The organism is Dictyobacter formicarum (assembly GCF_016587435.1).
Genome location: NZ_BNJJ01000001.1, coordinates 182,812 through 206,233, shown reverse-complemented (window position 1 = coordinate 206,233; position 23,422 = coordinate 182,812). Strand labels below are relative to the sequence as shown.

Annotated in this window: 16 protein-coding genes and 1 rRNA gene; 6 read left to right on the top strand and 11 right to left on the bottom strand. The window is 48.5% G+C overall.

The genetic code is table 11. The features are described 5' to 3' along the window. Nucleotides 1–168 precede the first annotated feature (168 nt). The 3 genes from JMI88_RS00850 to JMI88_RS00840 all read right to left on the bottom strand — a co-directional run bounded on the left by JMI88_RS00850 (nucleotide 169) and on the right by JMI88_RS00840 (nucleotide 3,789). The gene (locus JMI88_RS00850) at nucleotides 169–465 is read right to left on the bottom strand and encodes a GlsB/YeaQ/YmgE family stress response membrane protein (protein ID WP_201359864.1); all 297 of its coding nucleotides are present in this window, start codon (nucleotides 463–465) and stop codon (nucleotides 169–171) included. A gap of 485 nt (nucleotides 466–950) precedes the next feature. After that, nucleotides 951–3,047, bottom strand: coding sequence for a transketolase (tkt, locus tag JMI88_RS00845; protein WP_201359863.1), 2,097 nt, complete (start codon nucleotides 3,045–3,047; stop codon nucleotides 951–953). A 142-nt stretch (nucleotides 3,048–3,189) separates the two neighbouring features. Continuing rightward, on the bottom strand, nucleotides 3,190–3,789 hold the full coding sequence (locus JMI88_RS00840; RefSeq protein ID WP_201359862.1) for a hypothetical protein: 600 nt from the start codon (nucleotides 3,787–3,789) through the stop codon (nucleotides 3,190–3,192). Nucleotides 3,790–4,336: 547 nt separating this feature from the next. On the opposite strand from JMI88_RS00840, the gene JMI88_RS00835 reads away from it, so the two are divergent. Continuing rightward, nucleotides 4,337–5,476 carry an enolase C-terminal domain-like protein gene (locus JMI88_RS00835; protein WP_201359861.1) on the top strand — a complete coding sequence of 380 codons (1,140 nt, stop codon included), beginning with the start codon at nucleotides 4,337–4,339 and terminating at the stop codon, nucleotides 5,474–5,476. Nucleotides 5,477–5,498: 22 nt separating this feature from the next. Here JMI88_RS00835 and cysS read toward each other — a convergent pair whose 3' ends face one another. Both cysS and JMI88_RS00825 read right to left on the bottom strand, forming a co-directional pair. Beyond that, nucleotides 5,499–7,904 carry a cysteine--tRNA ligase gene (cysS, locus tag JMI88_RS00830; protein WP_201359860.1) on the bottom strand — a complete coding sequence of 802 codons (2,406 nt, stop codon included), beginning with the start codon at nucleotides 7,902–7,904 and terminating at the stop codon, nucleotides 5,499–5,501. Nucleotides 7,905–8,126: 222 nt separating this feature from the next. After that, entirely contained in the window at nucleotides 8,127–9,899 is a 1,773-nt protein-coding gene (locus JMI88_RS00825; RefSeq protein WP_201359859.1) for a cation:proton antiporter, read from the bottom strand. A gap of 387 nt (nucleotides 9,900–10,286) precedes the next feature. Here JMI88_RS00825 and JMI88_RS00820 point away from each other — a divergent pair, with 387 nt between their 5' ends. Beyond that, nucleotides 10,287–11,624, top strand: coding sequence for an MFS transporter (locus tag JMI88_RS00820; RefSeq protein WP_201359858.1), 1,338 nt, complete (start codon nucleotides 10,287–10,289; stop codon nucleotides 11,622–11,624). A 207-nt stretch (nucleotides 11,625–11,831) separates the two neighbouring features. Beyond that, on the top strand, nucleotides 11,832–13,913 hold the full coding sequence (locus tag JMI88_RS00815) for a S9 family peptidase (RefSeq protein ID WP_201359857.1): 2,082 nt from the start codon (nucleotides 11,832–11,834) through the stop codon (nucleotides 13,911–13,913). 133 nt (nucleotides 13,914–14,046) lie between these two features. Here the strand turns inward: JMI88_RS00815 and JMI88_RS00810 are convergent, their stop codons facing one another. Beyond that, nucleotides 14,047–15,135, bottom strand: coding sequence for a WD40/YVTN/BNR-like repeat-containing protein (locus JMI88_RS00810; RefSeq protein WP_201359856.1), 1,089 nt, complete (start codon nucleotides 15,133–15,135; stop codon nucleotides 14,047–14,049). Between the two features lie 303 nt (nucleotides 15,136–15,438). On the opposite strand from JMI88_RS00810, the gene JMI88_RS00805 reads away from it, so the two are divergent. From JMI88_RS00805 to JMI88_RS00795, 3 genes are all read left to right on the top strand, one after another. After that, nucleotides 15,439–16,377 (top strand): DMT family transporter, encoded by a 939-nt coding sequence (locus JMI88_RS00805; protein ID WP_201359855.1) that lies wholly within the window; start codon nucleotides 15,439–15,441, stop codon nucleotides 16,375–16,377. Between the two features lie 256 nt (nucleotides 16,378–16,633). After that, nucleotides 16,634–17,743: a Gfo/Idh/MocA family protein gene (locus JMI88_RS00800; protein ID WP_201359854.1), complete on the top strand. Its 1,110-nt coding sequence runs from the start codon at nucleotides 16,634–16,636 to the stop codon at nucleotides 17,741–17,743. 241 nt (nucleotides 17,744–17,984) lie between these two features. Next, the gene (locus JMI88_RS00795) at nucleotides 17,985–19,694 is read left to right on the top strand and encodes a hypothetical protein (protein WP_201359853.1); all 1,710 of its coding nucleotides are present in this window, start codon (nucleotides 17,985–17,987) and stop codon (nucleotides 19,692–19,694) included. Nucleotides 19,695–19,760: 66 nt separating this feature from the next. Here JMI88_RS00795 and JMI88_RS00790 read toward each other — a convergent pair whose 3' ends face one another. The 5 genes from JMI88_RS00790 to rrf form a co-directional block, all read right to left on the bottom strand. Next, nucleotides 19,761–21,065 carry a WD40 repeat domain-containing protein gene (locus JMI88_RS00790; protein ID WP_201359852.1) on the bottom strand — a complete coding sequence of 435 codons (1,305 nt, stop codon included), beginning with the start codon at nucleotides 21,063–21,065 and terminating at the stop codon, nucleotides 19,761–19,763. Next, the gene (locus JMI88_RS00785) at nucleotides 21,004–21,924 is read right to left on the bottom strand and encodes a serine/threonine-protein kinase (RefSeq protein ID WP_201359851.1); all 921 of its coding nucleotides are present in this window, start codon (nucleotides 21,922–21,924) and stop codon (nucleotides 21,004–21,006) included. The genes JMI88_RS00790 and JMI88_RS00785 overlap by 62 nt, the downstream gene beginning before the upstream one ends. Nucleotides 21,925–22,210: 286 nt before the next feature. Continuing rightward, nucleotides 22,211–22,492, bottom strand: coding sequence for a hypothetical protein (locus JMI88_RS00780; RefSeq protein ID WP_201359850.1), 282 nt, complete (start codon nucleotides 22,490–22,492; stop codon nucleotides 22,211–22,213). A gap of 98 nt (nucleotides 22,493–22,590) precedes the next feature. Next, entirely contained in the window at nucleotides 22,591–22,758 is a 168-nt protein-coding gene (locus JMI88_RS00775; RefSeq protein WP_201359849.1) for a hypothetical protein, read from the bottom strand. A gap of 403 nt (nucleotides 22,759–23,161) precedes the next feature. Continuing rightward, nucleotides 23,162–23,278: ribosomal RNA gene (gene rrf / locus JMI88_RS00770) — 5S ribosomal RNA — on the bottom strand. Nucleotides 23,279–23,422 lie beyond the last annotated feature (144 nt).

The following is a 23,422-nucleotide window of genomic DNA, read 5'->3' as shown; positions in this document are numbered from 1 at the left end:
AGGCGGCCTGATGCCCCGTGATGGGGCATCAGGCCGCCTCTGTGCAGTGAGATATGAGTATAAATAAAGGGGCCCTCCTCGTCAGAAGAGGGGCCCTTTATTTATGTTAACTCTTGAAAGGGAAGTGAACAAGTGTAGTATGTTCTTTGCGCAGCATACGTATAGAAGTTATACGCGGCGGGTGCTACCACTAACGGCACGCAGGATAGCGATGAGGATACAAGCACCGATGAAAGCAACGATGGTTGTACCAATGAAACCATAGCCACCCAGGCCGACCAGGCTAGCCAGGAAACCACCAATCAATGCTCCTACGAGACCAACGACGATGTCGCCAACGATACCATAACCACCGCCGCGCATGACCAGGCTAGCCAGGGCGCCAGCGATCAGACCGACCAGCAACCACCAGACAATGCCACCAAGATCAATAGCAGCAAGTGTAAGAGTTGTAGCAGCAAACATATATTGTTTCTCCTTCTCTAACTTACAAATGTTTCGTTAGCAGTTATTAAAAGATTATTCAATCTGGAGAAGTTATTTTTGTTTCTCCGTTCTGAGTATTATACGGTTGCGTAAAGAAAAAGAGATACACATTTTTGGAGTATAGCGGGATATTAATCATTTCCTAAAAAAGCTTTAAGATTTCTAATCTTGTTGAGCTAGCAACTGATAAACTGCTAAGGATAAAAGCCTTTTTTTAGCGAAAAGCACCAATTACATGATCAGGATGAGTATGATTGAAGCTATCTGAGGCAAGTTGAATGTTGTGTAGAACAAGGGCTTTATCGATTGGATCGCCCTGATTGTCGAAAGTGATACGCCCACTGAAAATATTTGATATTTCCTGGCAGCATTGGTGCCGCCCAATGGCGGCACCAATGCTGGAAAGGAGAAGCTGCGAACGCGTCCACGGGAAAGAGGCGCTCCTTGTATGTTTACCTCGCCGCTTATTCTTTTTGGGCGTCCTTCGGAGGAGTTTTGACACGTGCCAATTGCTCTTTGGCGGCCTTAATAATATGGTCAGGTGTAAACGCGAAGTGCTGCAGCACCATATCTAAAGGAGCGGAGGCACCGAAGGACTTCATGCCGAGGACGGTTCCATTCATACCGATATAGTGGGCCCAGCCAATAGTAGATCCGGCCTCAACCGAAACGCGTGCAGTCACATTGGGAGGCAAAACACTATCCTTATACTCCTGGCTTTGCTGCTCATAGAGTTCCCAGGACGGCATACTCACAACGCGAGCCTTAATACCTTCAGCGATCAATTGCTCATAAGCCTTGATGCAGAGCTGAACTTCACTACCTGTTGCCAGCAAGAGCACCTCTGGTTTGCCACCGGGAGCATCAGCCAGCACATAAGCTCCTTTAGCCACGCCCGCCGCAGATCCATACTTAGTGCGATCCAAGGTAGGCAATTCTTGACGTGAAAGTATCAGCACAACCGGCTCATGATGCAGAGGCATAATCACTTTCCAGGCCTCAACCACCTCATTAGCATCGGCCGGGCGGATAGTAATGATGCCAGGCATCGCACGCAAAGAAGCCAGCTGCTCAATGGGCTGGTGTGTAGGTCCATCCTGACCCACGCTAATAGAGTCGTGGGTAAAGATATAGATTACAGGAATTTCCATGATCGCGCTCAAACGAATTGCCGCGCGACAATAATCGGTAAAGATGAAGAAGCCAGCGGCATAGGGACGTAATTTAGAGAGCGACATACCATTGACGATGGCACACATCGCATGCTCGCGGACCCCAAAGTGGAAATTGCGCCCTCCATAATTATCCGCCTCAAAATCGTCCGCACCCTTAAAGGTCAGACGTGTATTGGTAGAAGGGGCCAGATCGGCTGCTCCACCAAGCAGCCAGGGCACATTTTTAGCGACCGCATTCAGCACCTGCCCTGAAGACTTACGCGAAGCAATCCCCACTGGATCAGGTGGAAATGTAGGAAGACCTTGATCCCAGCCCTCAGGCAACTGACGATGCTGCATCTTATCCAGATTATCAGCCAGTTCCGGGTAGTCCTTCTTATAATCATCAAACAACTGATACCAGGCCTGCTCCAACTGATTGCCACGCTTCCCCATCTCTGCCTGGAAATGCTCATAGACCCCCTCTGGCACCAAAAATTTAGCATCTGGCGGCCAGCCATAGCGCTGCTTGGTCAAGCGAACTTCCTCTTCGCCAAGTGGTTCTCCATGGGCTGCGCTGGTATCCTGTTTATTGGGAGCCCCATAGCCAATGTGGCTATCCACAATAATCATCGTCGGACGATCATCGGTAGCTTTGAAGACATCAAAGGCTCGCGAAAGCATCTCCAGGTCGTTGGCATCTCCGACGCGGGTCACATTCCAACCATAGGAAAGGAAACGGGTGGCCACATCATCGCTAAAAGCCAGCGCAGTATTGCCTTCGATCGTAATATGATTATTATCATAAATCCAGCACAGATTAGAAAGCTTCAAATGTCCCGCCAGTGAGGCCGCCTCGTTACTGATGCCCTCCATCAGGCACCCATCGCCACAGATAGCATAGACATCAAAATTGAACAGCTCAAAGCCTGGACGATTAAAGTATTGTGCCTGCCACTTACTGGCAATGGCCATTCCCACGCTATTTGATACCCCCTGACCCAGCGGACCCGTTGTTGTCTCTACTCCCGAAGTCCAGCGATATTCAGGATGGCCAGGGCACTTACTATTCAACTCACGGAAATGCTTAATATCATCCAGTGTCACCGAAGGCACCCCGAGCCGCTCATAGCGTGGATTAACCGCCTTTACGCCCGTCAGATGCAGCAGACTGTAAAGCAGCATCGAAGCATGGCCATTGGAAAGCACAAAACGATCCCGATTCGGCCAGATCGGATCCTCTGGCGAAAAGTGTAAATATTTTTGCCAGAGGCAATAAGCTACCGGAGCTAATGCCATTGGCGTACCAGGATGACCTGATTTGGCCGCCTGGACCGCATCCATAGAAAGGGTGCGAATAGTATTGATGCACAACTGATCAATGTCAGTTTTCGCTGTCGTGACCATAAATTTCTTTCTCCTTGCTATGATGTATGGGCTACCAACGAGAGAAGCACCCTAGACAGTATCATGAACGCGGCATCAATTATCTTCCTCCAAAGGATGGAATACCGGGATGGATTTCCTTTCCAGGAGCCAGAGCTATACGCTACTTAGTGAACTGGAAAGAACGCAACATGGGAAGGAAATAGGTATTGGTATACTGGTCGAAAGCAGCGGGATCGCCATCGGCGTGCAGCACAAAGTAAGGGATACGCTGTGGGGCTACCGCATTTTTCGCCACCCACCCAATTTTCTCCACCGGCTTGCCAGTAACCTGATCGGTCGTTAAAGCTTTCCCCTGCTGCCAGACAACGCCATTAACCGTAATCGTCGCAGCGATCGGAAGCAAGCGGCTACGCATATCACCGGTCAAAAACTGATTCAAGATCGTCGCGGCCGAAGTCTGATCCTGGCTGGGATAGACATGGAAGACATAGTTACCTGCAGGTGCCGTAAAAAAATCCCCCACATAACCACCGGTATTGGTAGTATTGGTGCTGAACTGCCAACCATTGGGATAGCTGATTGTATAGCCATCTCCACTATGTGTGCTAAAACCATCTATAGCCGTGACCGCATGGTGGGTGTTGACAGACACCTGCGCCGAGGCATGGTGGACGGAAGGTGGGTCACAGGCGGTCAGATTAGTAGCCAGGGCGCATAAACACAACGAAGAAAGAGCGAAATAGTGTCCCAGCTTTTTCATAGCCTCTGAACTCCAATGAGCTAGCCTGACGATATATCACGTGTGAATCTACCAAATATTCGACAACCTGACATCATACCTATCTACTATCGTCACATACGGCTACAACCAAAGCATTATCGGGAGCTATCATATTATAGTTGAATAGTGCAACCTGTGCAATGGACAACGCTTACCCAAGCGCAAAGGCAGCCTGCCCATATATCTTTTGCAGATCGCGACTTACGGCCTTGCCTCGCTGCATATAACTGAGTGTGCGTTGAGATCTGAAGCTATATCGCTTAAACTGAGGCAAAGTTACAAGTATACGTGTTATAGTGAAGCGAGGCAAGAGCCAGTGTAGTGCTGTTTTACCAGCCATTTTGCTATTAGTTGTATGGATTTTATTGCAACATTTAATTGCAGAGTGTGCGATCATGGCTTGATCATGATTCATAATACGGCAAGAAGCGAGCAATGGTTGGATATGGTAAGCTGTGATTGTGGCTGTATCTCATCATGAGTTAGTACTGTAAAAGTTTATTTGAAGTCTGGGGAGGACATAAGCATGGAAAATCCACGTATTGCAGCGATTGAATGGGGACTATTGGAGGGAGAACGTCCCAGGATGGTTGGAAGTAATGCACGTCTGGGAGCCCACGGGAGCCGCGTGCGTGTACCATTAGTACGCCTAACCACTGAAGATGGCATCCGTGGTTTCGGTCTGTGCCATGCAGTGGAGGAGCAGGCAGCGACCTTACTGGGGCGCCGCATAAATGACGTATTTGATGCCCAGCATGGAACAGCCATTTCCTGGCAAACATTTGACTATGCGCTATGGGATCTGGCGGGACAACGCCAGAAGCAACCGGTTTATGTCCTGGCCGCAGCCATGACAGGCATAAAGGCCACTGAACCTCTACGCGTTCCCTGTTACGATACCTCACTGTATATGGATGATCTACAAATTGTTGACGATGCCGAGGCTGCGCGATTGATCGCTAGCGAGGCGCGCGAAGGTTATGAACGTGGGCATCGCGCCTTCAAAATCAAAATTGGACGTGGATCACGGCATATGCCGCTGGAGCAAGGTATCCAGCGCGACATCGCCGTTGTGCATGCGGTGCGTAAAGAGATCGGACCGGATCTGCCGATAATGCTGGATGCCAACAACGGCTACAATCTGAATATCATCAAGCACATTTTGCAGGAGACGGCGCAGGACACCGTCTTCTGGATCGAAGAGCCCTTCCACGAAGACGCCATTTTATATGAAGACCTGCGTGAATGGCTGGAAGCCCGGCAACTCTCAATCTTGATCAGCGACGGAGAAGGTGTTGCCGACCCACACTTGCTGGAATGGGCGCGCATCGGACTGGTCGATGTAGTGCAGTATGACCTCTTCAGTCATGGATTTACTTCCTGGCTCTCCACTGGTAGCCAGTTAGATCGCTGGGGAGCGCGGGTAGCGCCACACCACTATGGAACCCATTACGGAAACTATGTCGGCGCTCACCTGGCCGGAGCCATTCAGAACTTCCTCTATCTCGAATGGGATGAAGCCACCACCCCTGGCCTGAGCGCCCCCGGTTATAGTCTTCAAGAAGGCCAGGTCCATGTACCCGCCACACCAGGATTTGGGCTGTCCCTGGACGAAGCCATCTTCAGCAAAGCCAGAGATGAATCTGGCTTCTCCCTGCGCTTATAGACCAGTGGACGGTAGATAAATACTATCTCTTGCTATGATAGTGGGGATGCTCGTGGTCATGGTCGGGCCAGTGCTGGTGTTTATGGCTATGCATCATACCTGGGGCTGGCAGTTCCTCGGCTGGATGGGTATGGGAGCCTTCCAGGTGATAGGGATGGTCATGGCCAAACCAGCGCTGCTCAGGTTGATAATTAGCCGTCAGCAAGCTCTGACCGTGGTGCCAGCGCGCACGGAAAATATCATAATTCTTTTTACTTTTTGTGCGTTGCTCTTCTTCATTGAGGCTGTACCATTCGCGATGTGGATGTTTGATGATTCGCTCCTGCAACTGCGGAATAGTGACAACCTGGTAGCCAGAGGTTTTAAACATAAAGCTATAGTAGACATCGGCCAGGCGATAGAAGCGGAACTTCTCATTGAACCAGCCCACCTCAGGTAGCAAAGAGCGGCGGAAAGCCATTAAATAACCCTCAATAGCATCTACATAGGGTCCGGCCGCTTCTTCAAACTCGCGTAAATCGGTCGTTACCAGTCCGTAAGGGCCGGCCAGGCCTACATCTAGATCGTCCAGTATATGGCGTAGGAGCGGCCAGATCGCTGCTTTAAGCTCAATGGAGGTATCCAATAAGATGACATATTTTCCACGGCTGGCCCGCAGCGTTGCATTTCTGCCTGCGCCAAAGCCCATATTATGATCGATAAAAAGCACCTTGATCGTAACGGATTGATCCTGGCTATCCGTTAAACTCTGCTGGCGTGCCAGCTGTTGTAGATAGGACAGTGTATCATCGGTCGAGCCATTCTCGACAATCAGAATCTCAAGTTTCTGATCGCCTGCATGCTGGCAGATGCTTTGAATGCAGCGCTCCAGATCTGCCCGATTGTTATGGGCCACTAGATTGATGGAAAAATCATAGAGATCTGGTTTGAGGCTATCGTCGGGCACGTCGCGTGCACTGGAGAGGACGTGAAACTCATCTTCGAGGCGGCGCAACAAGATCTGCGTACCCGCGCGCGTATCGCGGATCGCATAGCCAGCCTGATTAACTTGCTGACGTAGTTGATCGGCCCGAGCATAATCGTTGTGCTGTCGTAACTGCTCGCGCTGTAAAACCGTAGCTTTCACACTGCCTGGCAGGATGGAAAGAGAGAAGCCTGGATCGTGAGCCTGGCGAGGCGCCTCGCTAAATAAATAGGTATAGAGATCAAAGCCCAAAATGCGATCAAAGTCCAACAGCAGACCAATTTTTGTGGTCGGATCATCCGTTGTGGAGCGCAGCAACTGCCAGATGATAGACATCGCGCGGGGCATATTCAGATCATCCTCAACCGCCTGCAAAAACTCATCATCCCAATGAGTGTGGGCGGGACGACCATGATCGCGCAACAGGCCTTGATCGGCTTGCAAGAAGAGTTGATAGGCCAGATTGCGCAAGCGCGTCAAAGCAGTCTGTGAAGCCTGTAGTGCACGGAACGTAAAGTTCAAGCGACTCCGATAGATCGCCGTCGTATAGAACATACGCAGAGCCAGCGGATCAAATCCCCGCTGTTCAATCTCTGTACGGATATAGGCATTGCCAGTCGATTTAGCCATCTTTTGCCCATCGGCCAGCAAATGCTGGGCATGAATCCAATAATTAACGAAGGAGCCACCAGTGTAGCCCTCGCTCTGCGCAATCTCATCCTCATGGTGGGGGAAAATATTATCCACGCCACCGGTATGAATATCAAAATGCTCGCCCAGATACTTCATCGACATAGCGCTACACTCGATATGCCAGCCGGGAAAACCACGTCCCCAGGGACTCTCCCAGGCCATTTCGCGCCCCTCCTCAGCCAGTTTCCAGAGCGCAAAATCCTCCTGATGGCGGCGATTAGGATCTATCGCCTCGCTATTGGCCGTTACCATATTTTCCACCTCATTGCCCGAGAGCTTGCCATATTCCGTGAACTTCTGCGTATCGTAGTAGACATTGTTCCCCGCCTCATAGGCCAGTCCTTTTTCAAGCAGACGTTGAACGATCGCAATCATCTCTGGCACATGCTGAGTGGCGCGTGGAAAGATATGGGCGGGCAAAATATGCAAGCTGGCCTCATCCTCCAGAAAAGACTGCGTATAGAATTGCGCGATCTGGGCCGAGGTCTTCCCTTCCTTACGAGCCTGCGCAATGACCTTATCCTCGCCCCGATCTAGCATTTCCTGGCGCATATGTCCGACATCAGTGATATTCTTCACATGTAGCACCTGGTAGCCGCGATACTCGAACGCACGGCGCAGCCAATCGGCCATCGTAAAGGTACGCAGATTGCCAATGTGGATATTGCGATAGACGGTTGGACCGCAGGAATACATTTTTATTATGCCCGGTTCGAGGGGAATTATTTCTTCAACTTGTCTGGTCAGCGTATTATAGATTTTCATTACCATCTATCTATTTGTCCTTTATACTGAAGAATGGGCTACTATGTGGATGCTGATGATATGAAAGAAGGTGCAGTACTTCATATTATGATTGTAATCCAATTATTGTCAAGGCGCACATCCTACCGATCATAGTCCTTCTTATCTCATAAAGAAACTATGATCGGCAAATGAGTAGCTTGTCCAACAATTGTATAGAGGCGATTACTGGATGAAACGGCAAGACGATCAAGTCTGACTTGCCCGGTGCGCCGCTATCTGCTCAAGGGCATGTTGTTCCGCTGGCGTCAATTTGGATGTATCGTACAGATCACTACGCACGCTGTCGATATACTCGATAATCTGTTCCTTCGGAAAATCTAATGCGGACAAAGTCAGACTCACGATTTCCAGGCCACCCTCCAATTCTGGTTGAATCACAGCCGTCGCGCCGCGAGCGAAAAGTCTGTGTAATCCTGCCTGAGTAGTTGCACGAACGATAATAGGCACAGCAGGTGATAGACGACGAGCATTCATAACCGCGATCTCAGCCGCCGTCTCATCTGGAATCGTCACCACCACTGCACGTGCTTTATCTACCTGAGCATGGACCAGAATATCAGAATTAGCTACATCGCCATAGAGAGTTGGAATTTGCTTTTGATTCAATTTATGGATGCGTTGCACATTGAGCTCAACTACCAGGCGTGGTATATGTAGCAGACCCAATACTTTAATAATATGCTCGCCTACACGTCCAAAGCCAACGATCACCACATGATCATGATAGGCAACATCGCCAGCAGCCTGTTGATCCGGCAGTTGCTGTATGCGCGCCCAGAGTAAAGGTGCCTTGCGCAGCAACTGTTCAGTCACAGGTAATGTACGGAATATAAAAGGGTTAATAATAATCGACACGATCGCGCCAACCAGCAGGATAGAATACTGCTCCTCGGCCAACAAACCTACTGCCACTCCTGTCTCACCTAAAATAAAAGCGAACTCACCGATTTGCCCGCGTCCCGCCGCCAGAACCAGGGTAGTGCGCTCAGGCCACCTAAAGGCAATACCCATAAGCAAGGTCAGTAAGTATTTGCCCACAATAATAATCACAGCAAGGAGCGCGATCTCGCGTAAATGCCCTAGCAAATGTATTGGATTGACCAGCATACCGATTGAAACAAAGAAAAGCACTGTAAAGGTTTCACGGAACGGCAGAATCTCACTCTCTACCTGCTGAGTTAGAATAGACTCATTAATGACCGCGCCAGCCAGAAAGGCGCCCAGCGCCAGCGAAATCCCAAAGAAGGCCGAGGCCGCGATAGCTGTCCCCAACGCAACCAACACAATCGCAACAATAAAGAGTTCCCGTGAAGCAGTCAGCGAGATCCGACTTAGCAGAACAGGAATCACGCGCGTGCCCGCAATCAACATAATCGTAGCAAAAGCGGCGGCTTTCAATAGCGCTATAGCAACGGTCTGCCAGATAGGCCCGGAGGCATGATATGATAGAGTAGGGATGAGCACCAGAATCAGGACCGTAATCAAGTCTTCCAATACTAACCAACCAATAGCTGCTTTACCAGGCGAAGTATTAAGTAGTCCTTGATCCATCAAATTGCGCAGCATCACCACGGTGCTGGTAGCGATCGGGACCGCCAGACCGACGATGAGGGCGCTGGGGAAAGACCAGCCCCATAATGAGGTCACAAGTACCACCAGGGGAGTAAGGATGAGCAGTTGGAACAAGGCACCAGGAAACGCTATCCGACGCACCTCCCATAGATCTTGGAGTGAAAAATGCAGACCAACGCCAAACATCAAAAAGGCAATACCCATTTCAGCTAACTGCTGGATTGTATTTGTATCACCTATGTAGCCTGGTGTGAAAGGGCTGATCGCTACACCCCCTAACAAATAACCAACCGTCGGTGGCAGTTTTAAAACGCGAGCAACTATACCACCAGCAAAAGCCGCAATCAAAGCAACCGTAATATTCACCAGGATTGGCAAGTCATGCATTAAATTCGTTCCTTCTCGATGTTATGCTAGCAGGCCGACGTTTGGAGTTCCCATGTTGGTCAGAAAACGACCGTTACGTGTGCGACATCTACAAGAAGAATGTACAGGGGTGGTATGATTTTTGAGAGAGATATATAATAATATATTGTATTTGCTTGACAAAAAGCAAGATATTGAAGCTCTGTAAGTGTAGTATATCACATACCAGACCCGAAAAGTGCAAGTGGAATAGCAGAGCCTACCAATATAGCAGCAATAGTAGCAATAATATAGGAACGAAATATGTTACTATACTAAAAGACGCCTTTATCTCACATCGAACAGTTCTATCAAAAACGTGTAGCCTGTGTATCTAAGGTAGATACGATAGTACAATGGAGGTCTATCATGCAGAAGCGCGTTGGCAATGTACGCTGGTGGGTGGCGATTCTGCTCGGTATTGGAATCGTAGTTAATTATTTAGATCGCGTCAACCTTTCAGTAACCACTGTAAGTTTGCAAAAAGAGTTTCGCCTCACTGACCCACAGATCGGTTATATTCTATCTTCCTTTTTGATCTCTTATGCTGTGTTACAGTTGCCAGTTGGAGCATGGCTAGATCGCTTCGGAGTCAAATGGTTAATCCGTATTGGCACGATCATCTGGACCATCGCCACATTTTTAACCGCACTGGTAAGCGGATTTGGACTGATTTTACTCTGTCGTTTATTGCTCGGTATCGGTGAAGCGCCTGCCTTTCCAGGCTCATCTAAAGCCACTGGATACTGGTTTCCAGTCAAGGAACGCGGCCTGGCTACCTCAGCTTTTGACGCCGCAGCCAAATTCTCATCAGTAATCGGCGCCCCATTGATCGCGTTTGTGGTTAGCGTCTATGGCTGGCGAGCAGCTTTTTATGTTACAGCCCTGATCAGTTTAGTATATGGCATTGCCTTCTGGCTGCTTTACCGGGATCCCAGTGAGTCTGGACAATTATCAGCAGAAGAAGCCAGCTATATTAAGGAGGGCGGAGCGCAAGAAGAGAAGGTCGTACCCGCAGCGGGTGGCTGGGCCACTGTCTGGTTTCTCCTTGCACAGAAAAAAGTGTGGGGATTAGCGCTAGGCTTTGCCGCCTATAATTATTCTTTCTATTTATTCCTGACCTGGTTGCCTGGCTATTTACAGAAAACGCTACACATGTCGGTTTTGACCAGTGGCTGGTATACTGTAATTCCCTGGTTCATTGCCACTTTAACCGACATTTTTATCGGCGGAGTACTGGTAGATAGGTTGATTGCGCAAGGCCACGACAATACCAGAGTGAGGCGCACCGTAGTCACGATTGGTATGTTGCTAGGCTTGGCCGTGATTGGGGCAGCTTTTACCACGAATGCCATCGTCGCCACCATCTGGATTAGTATCGCCCTGGGAGGGCTGGCCTTTGCCGCCCCCGTTGCCTGGAGTATCCCTTCCCTGATCGCGCCTAAAGGAACGGTTGGTTCTGTAGGTGGTATTATGAACTTGCTGGGAAACCTGGCGGGCATCGCCGCCCCAATTGTGGCCGGTTATATCCTGCAATACACCAAATCCTTCGCCGCCAATTTCCTGGTTGCCGGAGCCATCCTGATCCTGGGTATTCTCTCCTTCCTGTTCCTTCTCGGTCGGATCGAACAGATCCCTGAACCTGAAAACCTGGTAGAAAGAGTCGGCGTAGAAACCAGAGCCGATAACGAGAGCCGGGTACGCTAATGCTGGCATAGTGAAAGTGCATAGGGTAAATGGCTGATATAAGCGGAAAACCAGGCAGTGTGGTGTTCCGCTTATATCAACTTTTCTGTCCCTTGACAATGCTTTGCTTCATCTGCACTTAATGTTGGATGCAAGCGTCATAAACGAGGAAAAACCAGCTTTTTTCATGTGTTATATGTGTTGATCTCTAAATGAAAGGCAATGCTAATGACGACGCCACATAAGTGGACGATGGACGATGTGTGGTCCGCGAAAAATATGGGTGAGATCGCGCTCTCGCCTGATGGCAGGCGCGTAGCTTTTGTTATGAATAGCCAGCAAAAAGAGAAAAACGACAGCAACAGCACCATTTTTCTGCTATTACTGGACGAGAATGGAGAGGCGCTAGGTGCACCACGGCAATTGACCAGCGGCCTCAAGAACGATAGCCATCCTGTCTGGTCGCCAGATAGCCAACGCCTGCTCTTTAAATCTAACCGTGAGAATGGTAGTCAACTGTGGCTAATTGATACTGATGGGGGTGAGGCCCACAAGCTGACCAATCTACTATATGGTGTAGGTGAAGCCGCCTGGTCGCCGGATGGGAAGCAGATTGCATTCACGGCTCCCACGGCCCCCGATGTCGAGGATGATATATTACTGGGTCGCAAATCGCTGGACGAAGAAAGTAAAAAGAAGCAAGCCGAACAACAGCGCTTACGTCCACGTACGATTACCAGGCTCTGGTATAGGCTGGATGGAGTCGGGCTGTTTGATCGCGTCAGCCACTTATTTGTCATGCCTGCCCCCGAAACCAGCGTCTCTAGCATCGATCCAGCAAGCATACGCCGCCTGACTTCAGGCGATCACACATATGCCCAACCGCAGTGGACACCCGATGGCCAGGAGATCGGCGTCCTGCGCCAGTTAGGTGAACAGGAGGAATTCTTTGGCACCGATCTGTGGACGATCAACGTTGAGACGGCCGAAGGTCGTCGCCTGACGGAAAGCAATCTGGAAATCTCAAGCTACGCCTGGGCGCCCGATGGTAAGTCCGCGGTTGTCGTAGCGGCGGAATTATGGGCCTTCAGCAGTCTGAAGCTATCACGCCTCTACCTGGTGACACGGCAGGGGAATATTGGTGATCGCACCTTATGTATCAATCCAGATTTTGCCTATGATGCCGACATTACCGTGAGGAGTACCTTCGGCACTCCTGGCCCCTATCGTCCTCAATGGAGCAGTGATGGACAGAGCATCTATTTCCTGGCCTCAGCATCTGGCTGCGCGCATATCTACCAACTTGATGTTGTCTGGCGCTCAATGACACAGATCACGCAAGGTACAGAGATTATCCGCTACCTGGCGCTGCTCCCCGATGAACAGAAGATGCTGTATGCGAAAGAGATGGCCGAGCAGCCGTGGGAACTTTATTGCCTGCCACTCTCATCCGAGAAGAGTGAGGAAGCCAGGCGTTTAACCCGGCTGTACGATCAATGGCTTGCCGAAAGACGCTGGGCACTGGTTGAGCATGTAACGTATGCGGGTTCGCAGGGCGATGAGATTGAGGGATGGCTGATACGACCCCTGGATGCACATGCTGGAGAGAGCTATCCTATGATTGTACGCGTCCATGGAGGACCCAACGGGGCTTTCGGCATCGGCGACGTTATGGAGCCTTTGAACCAGTGTCTGGCCGCTCGTGGGTACGCCATCTTCTACTGCAATCCACACGGGAGCACCAGCTATGGCGAAGAATTTTTGAACGGGAGCTTAGGGGACTGGGGAGGAAAAGACTTCCAGGATATCATGCTGGGTGTTGATGAGTGTATCAAGCGTGGCGGGATCGATCCTGAACGGCTGGGCGTCATGGGGGCCAGTTATGGTGGTTATATGACCATGTTTATTGTTGGCCATACAGATCGCTTCAAAGCAGCCGTACCAACGGCCAGCGTCTCTAACCTGCAGAGCTTTGTTGGATCATCTGATATAGGTTTCTGGTTGGCCTGGCAATCCAAAGGCTATCCATGGGATACTGAGTACCAGGATTATTATCGCGAGCGCTCACCCATTTCCTCGGCCATTAAAGTCACCACACCGACACTGATTGTCCATGGTGAAGACGACCTGCGTTGTCCCATCGGGCAGTCTGAGCAGTTTTATGTGGCGCTCAAGACGATTGGGAAAGCGCCGGTCGAATTTATGCGCCTGCCCGCCAGCTGGCATGCAGGAGCTGAAAAGCCAGGCCAGTATTATCTAGCCTGGGAAAGAACCCTGGAATGGTTTAATACCTATCTGGGTGGCCGGTAGGTGCACCCCTTGCGGGATTTTGCCCTCCATGCTCGAAAAAGGAACAATAATAATGATATGTATCAAATTAAAGCGCCCGCAAGGGGCGCACCTACGAGAGCGTTTTCGAGCGGGAAGCAAGCAAGGGGCGCACCTACGAGAGCTCGCTAACGACCAGCGCTTGCTGATGCTGTTGCTGATAGATTGGGGGCCAGGGAATATCAAGCGGTTGCCAGCTTAATCCGGTATCAGTTGAAAAGAAAAGCCCCTTGTTGGTCAAAGTATAGAAATGGCCGGCCTGGTTGGGATGACTAACCAGCACAGGAATGATCGTACCGTGTGCATCAGGTAATCCCTCAGTCACAGCCTGCCAGGGAGCTTCACCCTGTTTGCGGTACACAAACGAGAGCGCCTGTGAGTATCCATGATGAGCTTCTCCTGGCCCTGGTGAGGCCGAAATGAGAATGGTATCAGGGTCCGCCATATCTACGGCTACGCTCCAGAGATAGTGATGCTGCAGCCCTGTATCGGGATAGCGCCAGGTTGTACCAGCATCCAAGCTTTCATTATAGCCATGGCCATTACTGCCTTGCATCCTGCCAAAGCCATCGCCAGCAGCTGAATAAAGGCGATCGGGGACCTGAGGATGTATCACCAGTGTATGCGTATCTAACGGCCCGCCTGGCTGACGATCATCCCAGGTCTGACCGCCATCAAAACTACGGATAAGCGCGCCAGCTTCAACTGCCACAAAAAGGCGACCAGCGACTAATGGATCAGGAGTAATCCAACGTACATGATTTGTATAAGGACGTGGTGGAAAACTCCAGCTTGGGGCGGAAGGAAGATCACGGAGCGCTTTAAGATCCAGCCAGCTCTCCCCACCATCCTCAGAACGATACAGCGAAGTTGGTTCGGTGCCAGCATAAACTACCCCATAGGATCCAGCCTTTTCAGCTGCACTGACCGCCACGGACGTAATTTGCGCGTGAGGAATACCATTATCGTGGTGAACATCCAGTGCCCTGCCAGGGTCTCCAATGGGATGCCAGGAGTTCCCGGCATCCAGGCTCCTCCAAAGGCCGCGACCAAATGTACCGCAATAGAGCCGCTCAGGTTGAAATGGATCAGCTGCCAGACATGTAGTTTGCATGCCAGTTAATTTTGCTTCAGTCTGCCACTTATTCTGCTGCCCTCTCACCACCAGCAATTCTTTTTCCATGGCCAGATACATGTGTAGCATATCACATCATCCTTTCTGTTACTTCGCACTTTAAATGACACAGCAAACATTCAATCTACACATTAGTATGCTCCAGGTTTGTTATTTTTTTTTGTTGCGTTACCTTACATGGTTCTGTGCATATTATAGATGGTGATGTCGACTGTTCTTTTGGACAGTAGACATTGCCTTTTATCCTATCTAATACCTCAAGCTTAAAGGCACAGTCACAGACTTGCACATGTTATAATCTGATCTGTTGTTATAGTATTTTGACTGCCTGATTGCTGATGCTCGCCTGAAACAGATAAAAAGACTATCCAATTGTATGAACGCGCAGAGAAAGTCCAAGATACATTGAAAGGAATAAATGTGAAAGCCCGAGGATTTATTTTAACTCTTTTGACCACTTGTATGTTTGGCCTGGGCGCTGTACTGGGGAAAATAGTAGCTGCTGATATGCAGCCGATGCTAGTTTCGTTTTTGGATCTATTTGTTGGTGGCATACTTTTAGGTATTATTTTACTAATAGCTAAAATACCACTCTGGCCACAGTTGCAGAAGACAGACTGGGTAAATTTATGGTTGCTGGCTGTCATTGGTACCGCGTTACCACTTGTTTGTATTGTGACAGGTCTGGCCCAAACCAGCGCCATTAAAGGCGGCTTTTTGCTCCAGATGCAGGGGCTAATTACTGTTATCTGCGCCATCATTTTTTTGCGCGAAAGAATGGCCTGGAAACATTTCGGAGGCATTGCCTGCCTGTTGTTTGGCAGCCTGCTGGTGATAATTAAAAATTTAGACGCATCGTTGTGGGAAGCATTTAGCCGGGGTGACCTACTAATTGTCGCGGGGGCGGCAGGACTCGGTTATAGCATGATCCCGGCCAAAAAACTTTCAATCAGGATCCATAGTCTGCCGCTGAACGTCTGGCGACTCCTGTTGGGAGCCATCGTACTTTTGCCCTTTCTCTTCATACAGCCTCACACATTCACTTTTACTCTTACCTCTACCTTATTATGGGCCCTGCCCGTTTACATCATCACCAACTTTTGTATTGGCTATATTACGCTACAAGAGGGACTACGGTTTTTGAAAGCCTGGGAATCTGCAGCAATAATGCAGACCATGCCAATTTTTTCAACCATCTTTGCTATATTGTTGCTACACGACACCATTAGCTGGCTACAAATAGTGGGTGGTGCCATCATCCTGATAGGCGGCTTTATCCTGGCTCGTGCCAGTGAAGCGAACAATAAATGAATTGCCTGCTAGACATGTAGCAGGAAACAATTAAAGTGTAGCTGATCTGCACTTTTTATTGTTTTTAATAAGTTAATCAATAATTTCACTGATTATTAACACAAAAGTAACATGTGCGAAAAAATCTATGGTTTTTTTAACCATGCAAGCAAAGCCAGCATATAAGGTATGATACAAAAGAAGAGTTTCAAATGGTTTCGCTGATTGATAGCAACCATGTTGCTCGAGCACGTATTTTTTAGAAAGGCGGTATGCTATGCAGAAGTCAGTCGTTGGTGTTGGTGTAATCGGAGTAGGAGGAGTCAGTGGTTATGTGCATCTACCGGGACTAAAAGCATGTTCGCAGGCTAAAATTGTGGCGCTTTGTGATATAAATGAAGCTTTATTGAAGCAACGGGCAAATGAATATGGTGTTGAGCACATCTATACGCGATACCAGGAATTGCTCGACCGGTCTGATGTTGACGCAGTGGTAATTGCCACACCAACGTTCATGCATGCATCGATTGCGTTAGCAGCAATCGCAGCTGGTAAGCATGTACTGGTTGAAAAGCAGTTAGCCATGAATTATGCCGAGGCCATTCAGATGTATGAGGAGGCCAGGAAAGCTGGCGTACAGACAATGACAGCCTTCACCTATCGTTTTGTACCAGGGATGCGTTACCTCAAGCATCTGCTACGGCGCGGTGACATTGGCACACCAAGGCACGTACGCGTGGCCCGTCTACAAGAGTTCAAAGATACAAGTCTGGGTTGGCGGCAGAAACGTGAGCTAGCTGGCTCAGGCGAAATCGGAGACATGGGAGCCCATCGAATTGATTTCTGCCTGGACCTGATTGGTCCCATTGAGCGTGTAGCTGGTTTAAAGCGCACCTTTGTTCCCCAACGTAGTGGAGCTGATGGTCAACCCATCGCGGCAGACGTTGAAGACTGTGTTGTCTTTATCGCAGAATTTGGGGGAGAGCAAGGAACGATCGCCTCCTTTGATCTAAGCAAAGTAGCGAAAGGCCGCGGTGTTGGAGGCCAGGGACTGGACGAGTTCGAAGTCTATGGCACCGACGGAACCCTGGTTTACCATCTCCATCATCCCCATGAGATCTTAGTCGGTCGTCTAGGTGGCAAACTAGAGACCGTCCGAGTACCTGATGAATTTCTGACCTATCCTGGCTCGTCCCGCCAACCCTTTGAAGGAGAGCCCACCACCACTTTTCGCTACGATCAAGATTTTGCGTTTATACAGGCGATATTAAAAAACAACAGCGAGGACATCCCAACTTTTTATGACGGCATGCGCTGCCAGGCTGTTATCGATGCAGTCGTAACAGCTGCCGAGAGCCGGCAATGGGTTGATGTTATGAAGTATTAATACATTATGTGTTGCAGAAAATGTGATTTTGATTATTTTCTGCAACACATAATAAAAAAGTAGCGCATTGAGCTGAAACACGGCGTCCGCAATTGAAGGAAAAAAACTGTTACTGATTATGAATTCTTGACGTGATAGCAATGTTACATGCGTCCCGATAACAGGCTCAATTAGTGCAAGAGCTTATTTTTGTCTAGATGTAGAGCATGGAAGCATATACTCAACATGGGGAATGCTGATCATGGCTCAAAACAAGCTCGACATTTCCGTGCACAAATCCATACAGCACAGATCTTTAGCGCGTCAAGCAGATCATCTACCACTTCTCCTGTTGCTGACAACCCTGCTAGTCATATTCATTGCCGATTTTACATTTAGCGATCGCCATTTCTGGCTATACACCGTCTTCTACACGCATCTGCATCCCACTCATCGTGCAATCATTCCTGGTGATGTAGGTGAAGCAATGCCGCTCAACCAGATCCAATCTCTACCGCTCGCGCTAGCATTTATGGGCCTGTTTATTATTCTGTTTACCCTTTACTTCTTCGCACTACGTCACTTACCAGGCAAAATAACGCATCGCTTTATTATCCGATCTACTATAGCAATGGGGATTGCCTATTTATTGTTGCCGCTGGTGACTTCGCAGGATGTTTTCTCGTATATCGCCTACGCGCGCATGGCTGTGTTTTATCATCTTAACCCCATGGTTGTGCCTCCTACGGCCATAGAGCCTGACTTTGTCTATGGATTTCTTTACTGGGTGCATCAACCATCCGTCTATGGACCAACGTGGTTAGCCATTACTGCCGGTCTACAGTTATTGGCCACTGCCATTGGCTTTAAATACGTGCTCTCAATGGAAATGCTGCTACGTATATTCGGCTTACTGATGCATCTGGGCTCTACCCAGCTTGTCTGGCTGTTGAGCGAACGTTTTGAGGGGCTAAAATCAGGTCAAGATGAGGCTAACTGGCAAACACGGAAACTGGGCGTCACACTGGCTTTTGCCTGGAACCCATTCCTGTTGCTAGAGGCCTGTGTTAATGCGCATAACGACGGCACAATTCTCTTTTTACTGTTACTCTCACTCTGGTTTCTCTTTCCCCAGACCGAGAATAGCAGACCACCATTTCTGGTAGCTATCGTCCTGCTCGCCTTGATCGCCTGTCTCAAAATCTCTTATATCGTATTGATGCCTGGCATTTTATTGTTCCTTCTATTGCAAGGTACAGCGATCAGCAGTATACGTAGGCGTCTACGAGATGTTGGACTGGCGACGCTGATATATGTGGGGCTGATTATCGCCATTCACGCGCCTTTCTGGGCCAATGGAGCCCTGCTCGATGTCGTTACCATGACGCCATCGGCCTCACGCAATATCAACAGTATTTATGAATTGCTTGTGAATGGCTATGCCCAGTTTAGAGGCATACAACTGACACACAGCATTGATCGCGGCTCACACCTTGAAGTTTTATCGCATATGTTGAGTGCAGTCCTCTTCACATTAATGTATGCAGCACTATGCATTCGCTCATTTCGGCGACCCCAATATATCAACACCTGGCCAGCATTGGTGGCATGGTTAGCCGGCGCGTGGTTACTCTATTGTGTAGTAGGATCACCCTGGTACTGGCCATGGTACGCCATTATCCTCTTTGGTTTGTTTGCCCTGCTAGAAATGACGCAGCAAGAACTGCCCGCTGGCCGCACACCGGTGCACTTTGTCTTTGGCTCGCTGGACGTAGCCTTATTGGGAAGAGCGCTATCGAGCAGCATGGTAGGCTTATATTGTCTATGGATTCTTTATAATCTGTTGCCGAAGCTACAACTTGCCTATCTAACCAGCCTCTGGGTGTGGGGACTACCATTTTTAATTATGGCCATTGTCAGGGCTCGCACCCGCCTCAAACAGAAACCTCTCTATACAGAGCCCTCTTTATAGCTATTAGCAAACGGATAAATATAGACATAGTAGAACACAAAGCATGATAGACTGGTTGTAATGCAATTACACCAGTTTATAAGATATTATCGCGCCATCTGAAAAAGCCGCCACCAATGAGCTATTGCTGCCTGCCTGTGTTGTAGCAATAGAATTTAAAGATGCCAGGGTATCGTCGCCATTTTTGATCAGGTAAGGTTCGCCTGCTTGAGGCAGCCAATGGTAAATATCTCCATTAGCCAGAGCGATAAAGACATCGAATGTTTGTTTTCCATAAGCAATATCAACCACTCTGTCTGGGAGCAGATAATCATAGCGCGTGTGCCCTTTAATATCTCCAAAATGAATTGTATTGCGCGTAATCAGGATAATTGGATCGGAGCTGTCTGCTTGCCAACCCAACAGGATCGGAACAGATCTAGCAAAAGATACATCTGCGACGACCTGCTGATCTCTGGCTTGCCAGACGCTATAGCCAGCAGATTTGGTAACAGAAATAATCTGCTCACCATCTGGCGACCAGGCCAATTGATTAGATGTAAATTCTAAATTTGTGTTTACAGGTTTAGGAGGATAATGACCTATATCTAAAACTTGTAGCTGCTCTTGCTCAAATTGAAATACATGAGTCGTGCCGGTATAATTGCTCACTGCCAGGAGGTATTCTTTCGGTGACCAGGCCAGGGTATAAAGCAATGTTTTTGGGCCTGGCTGTGGTGATGTATTGTTACTATAAACCAATATTGGACTGGACAAGGTTACTTGAGGTGTAGTAGCACCTGTCCCAGTCATGATTTCTACAATGTAAATTGCTTTTTTTGTGCTACAAGCCAGATATTTCCCATCAAAAGACCAGGCCAGCATCATAATAGTATCGGAAGAGACTGGTATGCTAGCCAGAACTGAGGCATTGGTGGCATCCAGCAGCCGTACCACACCATGGATGTTGCCCGAAGCGAAAAAGTGACCGTTGGGCGCATAACGAACAGCATTGACCTCTCCCTGATCTTGCTGATGATGTGTTGCTACCGATGTGTTCGCCGTATGCTGATCATGAGGTGGAGGTGGATAGCCTACTATGTAGCTTCCGATACCTGTAGCAGTTGCACCCACTATCCCTAATAACAGCAATCCTTTCAACACAGTACGGCGGCTAGTATTGGAAACTGGCACAGATATTTGTCTCTGTTGTTGTCGTTGACCACTAGTACCACCCACACTCCCCATGCCAGCAGAGTTTTGATCATAGTAGGCAGGGCCACTGATTTTTTGAGCGTGTTGTTGGAGATGTGTTGCAGGTTGCTGTTGATTAACAATGGTTTGTAGCTCGGCCTGAACGGCTTTTATGCTGGCAGGTCGTTTTTTCCGCATCCATAGCAACCATGAGCTGGAGCAGAGTATTCAGCTGCTCCAAACCACCAGCGCCATAGAGTTGTAACGGAGTAAAACGGAAAGGATGTTCAGAGGGATCAATGCCTGTTAGCATCTGATGCAGCAAAGCACCCAGGCTATAGATATCGGCGGCCGGCGTCGTCTGTGCTTTACCATATTGTTCTGGAGCGGCATAACCTGGAGAGCCAAAGAGCATCGTATCCTTAGATTGACCAGGTTTAAAATGGCGGGCGATACCAAAATCAATGACATAGAGCTTACCTGTGGGCGTACGCATAATGTTGCCCGGTTTAAGATCACGAAAAATAACTGGCGGCTGAAGTGTATGCAGGTAATCCAGTACTGAGCAAAGCTGCATAGCAATATCAAGTACCTCAGAAAGTGGTAGTGTGCGTATCATCTCAGGATTATCTGGATGGTGTAAATAGATTTCCAGCGTTTCGCCCTCAATAAAATCCATTACCAGATACCAGTTTTCCTGATCAGTAAAATAATCTAGAATACGAGGTAAATGCGGATGAGACAGACGTGACAGAATTTGCACCTCGCGATTGAAACCATCCGTAGCCTCAATGATTTCCTGGGCAGTCAAGCCCCGGAGCGTAATCTGTTTGAAAGCAACATATTGGTTGTGGGTATGCGTATCCCGAGCTTTATAGACCGCTCCAAAGCCACCAATTCCAGATTTATGGAGCAACTGATAGCGAGCGTGCAGCAACTTTTCAGCCCCAACCAGCGGTTCTGACTGATTTAACTCATAATTGCACGCAAAACAATACCTGGAACTAGCATCATTGGCTGCTCCGCACTGCGAACAATAAAGTTGTGTAGAATCCATCCTCACATCCTTGCTAAAGCTAAATTCTAGCTATTAACGCAATCCATTAGCAGACAAAAATAATAGTAGCCACAATATATAGACGTACTATAGTGCAGATTTGTACCCGAAAAAGTAAGTAATGTTGGAGCCTGGAAAAACTATTAAGCAGAGAAATGGGGCAATAGAGGTTGAGGTAAACGAAGTCAATAAGTCATAGCAGACGTTCTATATATTCACGCTGTATAGAACGCCTATCTATTAAATAAAAATAATTTAGTGACACCCGATGGGGATCAAAAAGCGCTTACGCCACTGGAGAGACGGATGTAGCGGGAGCTATAGTAGAGACGGAAGCGACAGGAACCACTTCCAATAGTGCGCAGCGCCCTCGCATTTTCGTTGAAAGCATATCTGACTGCTCTTCGGTACAGATTAAGCTATAAACACGATAAAGCTGATCCGCGTAGGATGTGAAGCTACCAATAATGTCTTTGAAACACTGTTCCAAATATTCTATTTCTTTATGAACTTTGCGTGTGTTCGAAGTATCCATAGGAACAATCAACTGCATTTGATAGTGTGTCATGGGTATATGTTCTCCTCTAGCTTAGCAGCCAAATAGATTACATGCTGGCTGTGATGCCTACAAATAGTGTGAAGTGGTCTGACACCAGTGAGTAGGTACTACTCAGGTTTGCCATGAGTAGCAATCGGCAAGGCATTAATCGCCAGCAATTTGTAAATGACATAGATAAATGGAAGGAGAGGAGATAGACAGAGGGGGTAACAGGCAGTTAGCCATCTATTCAGATTCACTATGGCGAGGCGCTCAGGCGCAAAAGTAGTTACCATAACCAGATCTGTATTCCTCTCGGCTAAGTCTTAGTGTTGCAAACCTCACTCTATGCACAAAAAAGGCTGAAAGAAATCGCGGGAGCCTCCCGTCTGTGGGCGGCTTTATTACACTCGCTTCTTGATAGAAGAGGCACCTATGCCGGAGAGTATGATCAAAGACTACTGTGCTACCTGGCACATTATTAACAAATGGCTGGCTGTTCTTCGTTGATTGTTCGATGTTGGGTTAACTATAACCAAACAGATGGATAGTATTTGTGGGAACCCAATCAGGTTGCATTCCCATTGTTTCGTTTGTCAGTATAGAATAACACGTCTCACGTTCTTATTCAAGATCTAAACATAGAAGTTTTTATACAATAAAGTTACTGGCAATAAAAAACACCCGTGTGGGCAGGTGAGACGGCGACTTCCTATTTTCCCACGCAGTTGCCCACGCAGTATCATCGGGGATGAAGAGCTTAACTTCCGTGTTCGGGATGGGAACGGGTGTGCCCTCTTCTCTACAGTCACCAGCTCACCTGCACATACAGGTGTTCTTGACGAAATGAATAATATAATACCTTTGCGCTTTTGTCAACCTCCAAATAATTTAGAAATCAAGAATATATCTGGTTTTTATATTTTTCTGTAACGCCAAAGATTCAAGGTTCGAAGGCCC

Bases quoted from the DNA above. Each gene is read 5' to 3' on its own strand.
- JMI88_RS00850 (WP_201359864.1), bottom strand. From the start codon at position 465: ATGTTTGCTGCTACAACTCTTACACTTGCTGCTATTGATCTTGGTGGC.
- tkt (WP_201359863.1), bottom strand. From the start codon at position 3,047: ATGGTCACGACAGCGAAAACTGACATTGATCAGTTGTGCATCAATACT.
- JMI88_RS00840 (WP_201359862.1), bottom strand. From the start codon at position 3,789: ATGAAAAAGCTGGGACACTATTTCGCTCTTTCTTCGTTGTGTTTATGC.
- JMI88_RS00835 (WP_201359861.1), top strand. From the start codon at position 4,337: ATGGAAAATCCACGTATTGCAGCGATTGAATGGGGACTATTGGAGGGA.
- cysS (WP_201359860.1), bottom strand. From the start codon at position 7,904: ATGGTAATGAAAATCTATAATACGCTGACCAGACAAGTTGAAGAAATA.
- JMI88_RS00825 (WP_201359859.1), bottom strand. From the start codon at position 9,899: ATGCATGACTTGCCAATCCTGGTGAATATTACGGTTGCTTTGATTGCG.
- JMI88_RS00820 (WP_201359858.1), top strand. From the start codon at position 10,287: ATGCAGAAGCGCGTTGGCAATGTACGCTGGTGGGTGGCGATTCTGCTC.
- JMI88_RS00815 (WP_201359857.1), top strand. From the start codon at position 11,832: ATGACGACGCCACATAAGTGGACGATGGACGATGTGTGGTCCGCGAAA.
- JMI88_RS00810 (WP_201359856.1), bottom strand. From the start codon at position 15,135: ATGCTACACATGTATCTGGCCATGGAAAAAGAATTGCTGGTGGTGAGA.
- JMI88_RS00800 (WP_201359854.1), top strand. From the start codon at position 16,634: ATGCAGAAGTCAGTCGTTGGTGTTGGTGTAATCGGAGTAGGAGGAGTC.
- JMI88_RS00795 (WP_201359853.1), top strand. From the start codon at position 17,985: ATGGCTCAAAACAAGCTCGACATTTCCGTGCACAAATCCATACAGCAC.
- JMI88_RS00790 (WP_201359852.1), bottom strand. From the start codon at position 21,065: ATGCGGAAAAAACGACCTGCCAGCATAAAAGCCGTTCAGGCCGAGCTA.
- JMI88_RS00785 (WP_201359851.1), bottom strand. From the start codon at position 21,924: ATGGATTCTACACAACTTTATTGTTCGCAGTGCGGAGCAGCCAATGAT.
- JMI88_RS00780 (WP_201359850.1), bottom strand. From the start codon at position 22,492: ATGACACACTATCAAATGCAGTTGATTGTTCCTATGGATACTTCGAAC.
- JMI88_RS00775 (WP_201359849.1), bottom strand. From the start codon at position 22,758: ATGGTAACTACTTTTGCGCCTGAGCGCCTCGCCATAGTGAATCTGAAT.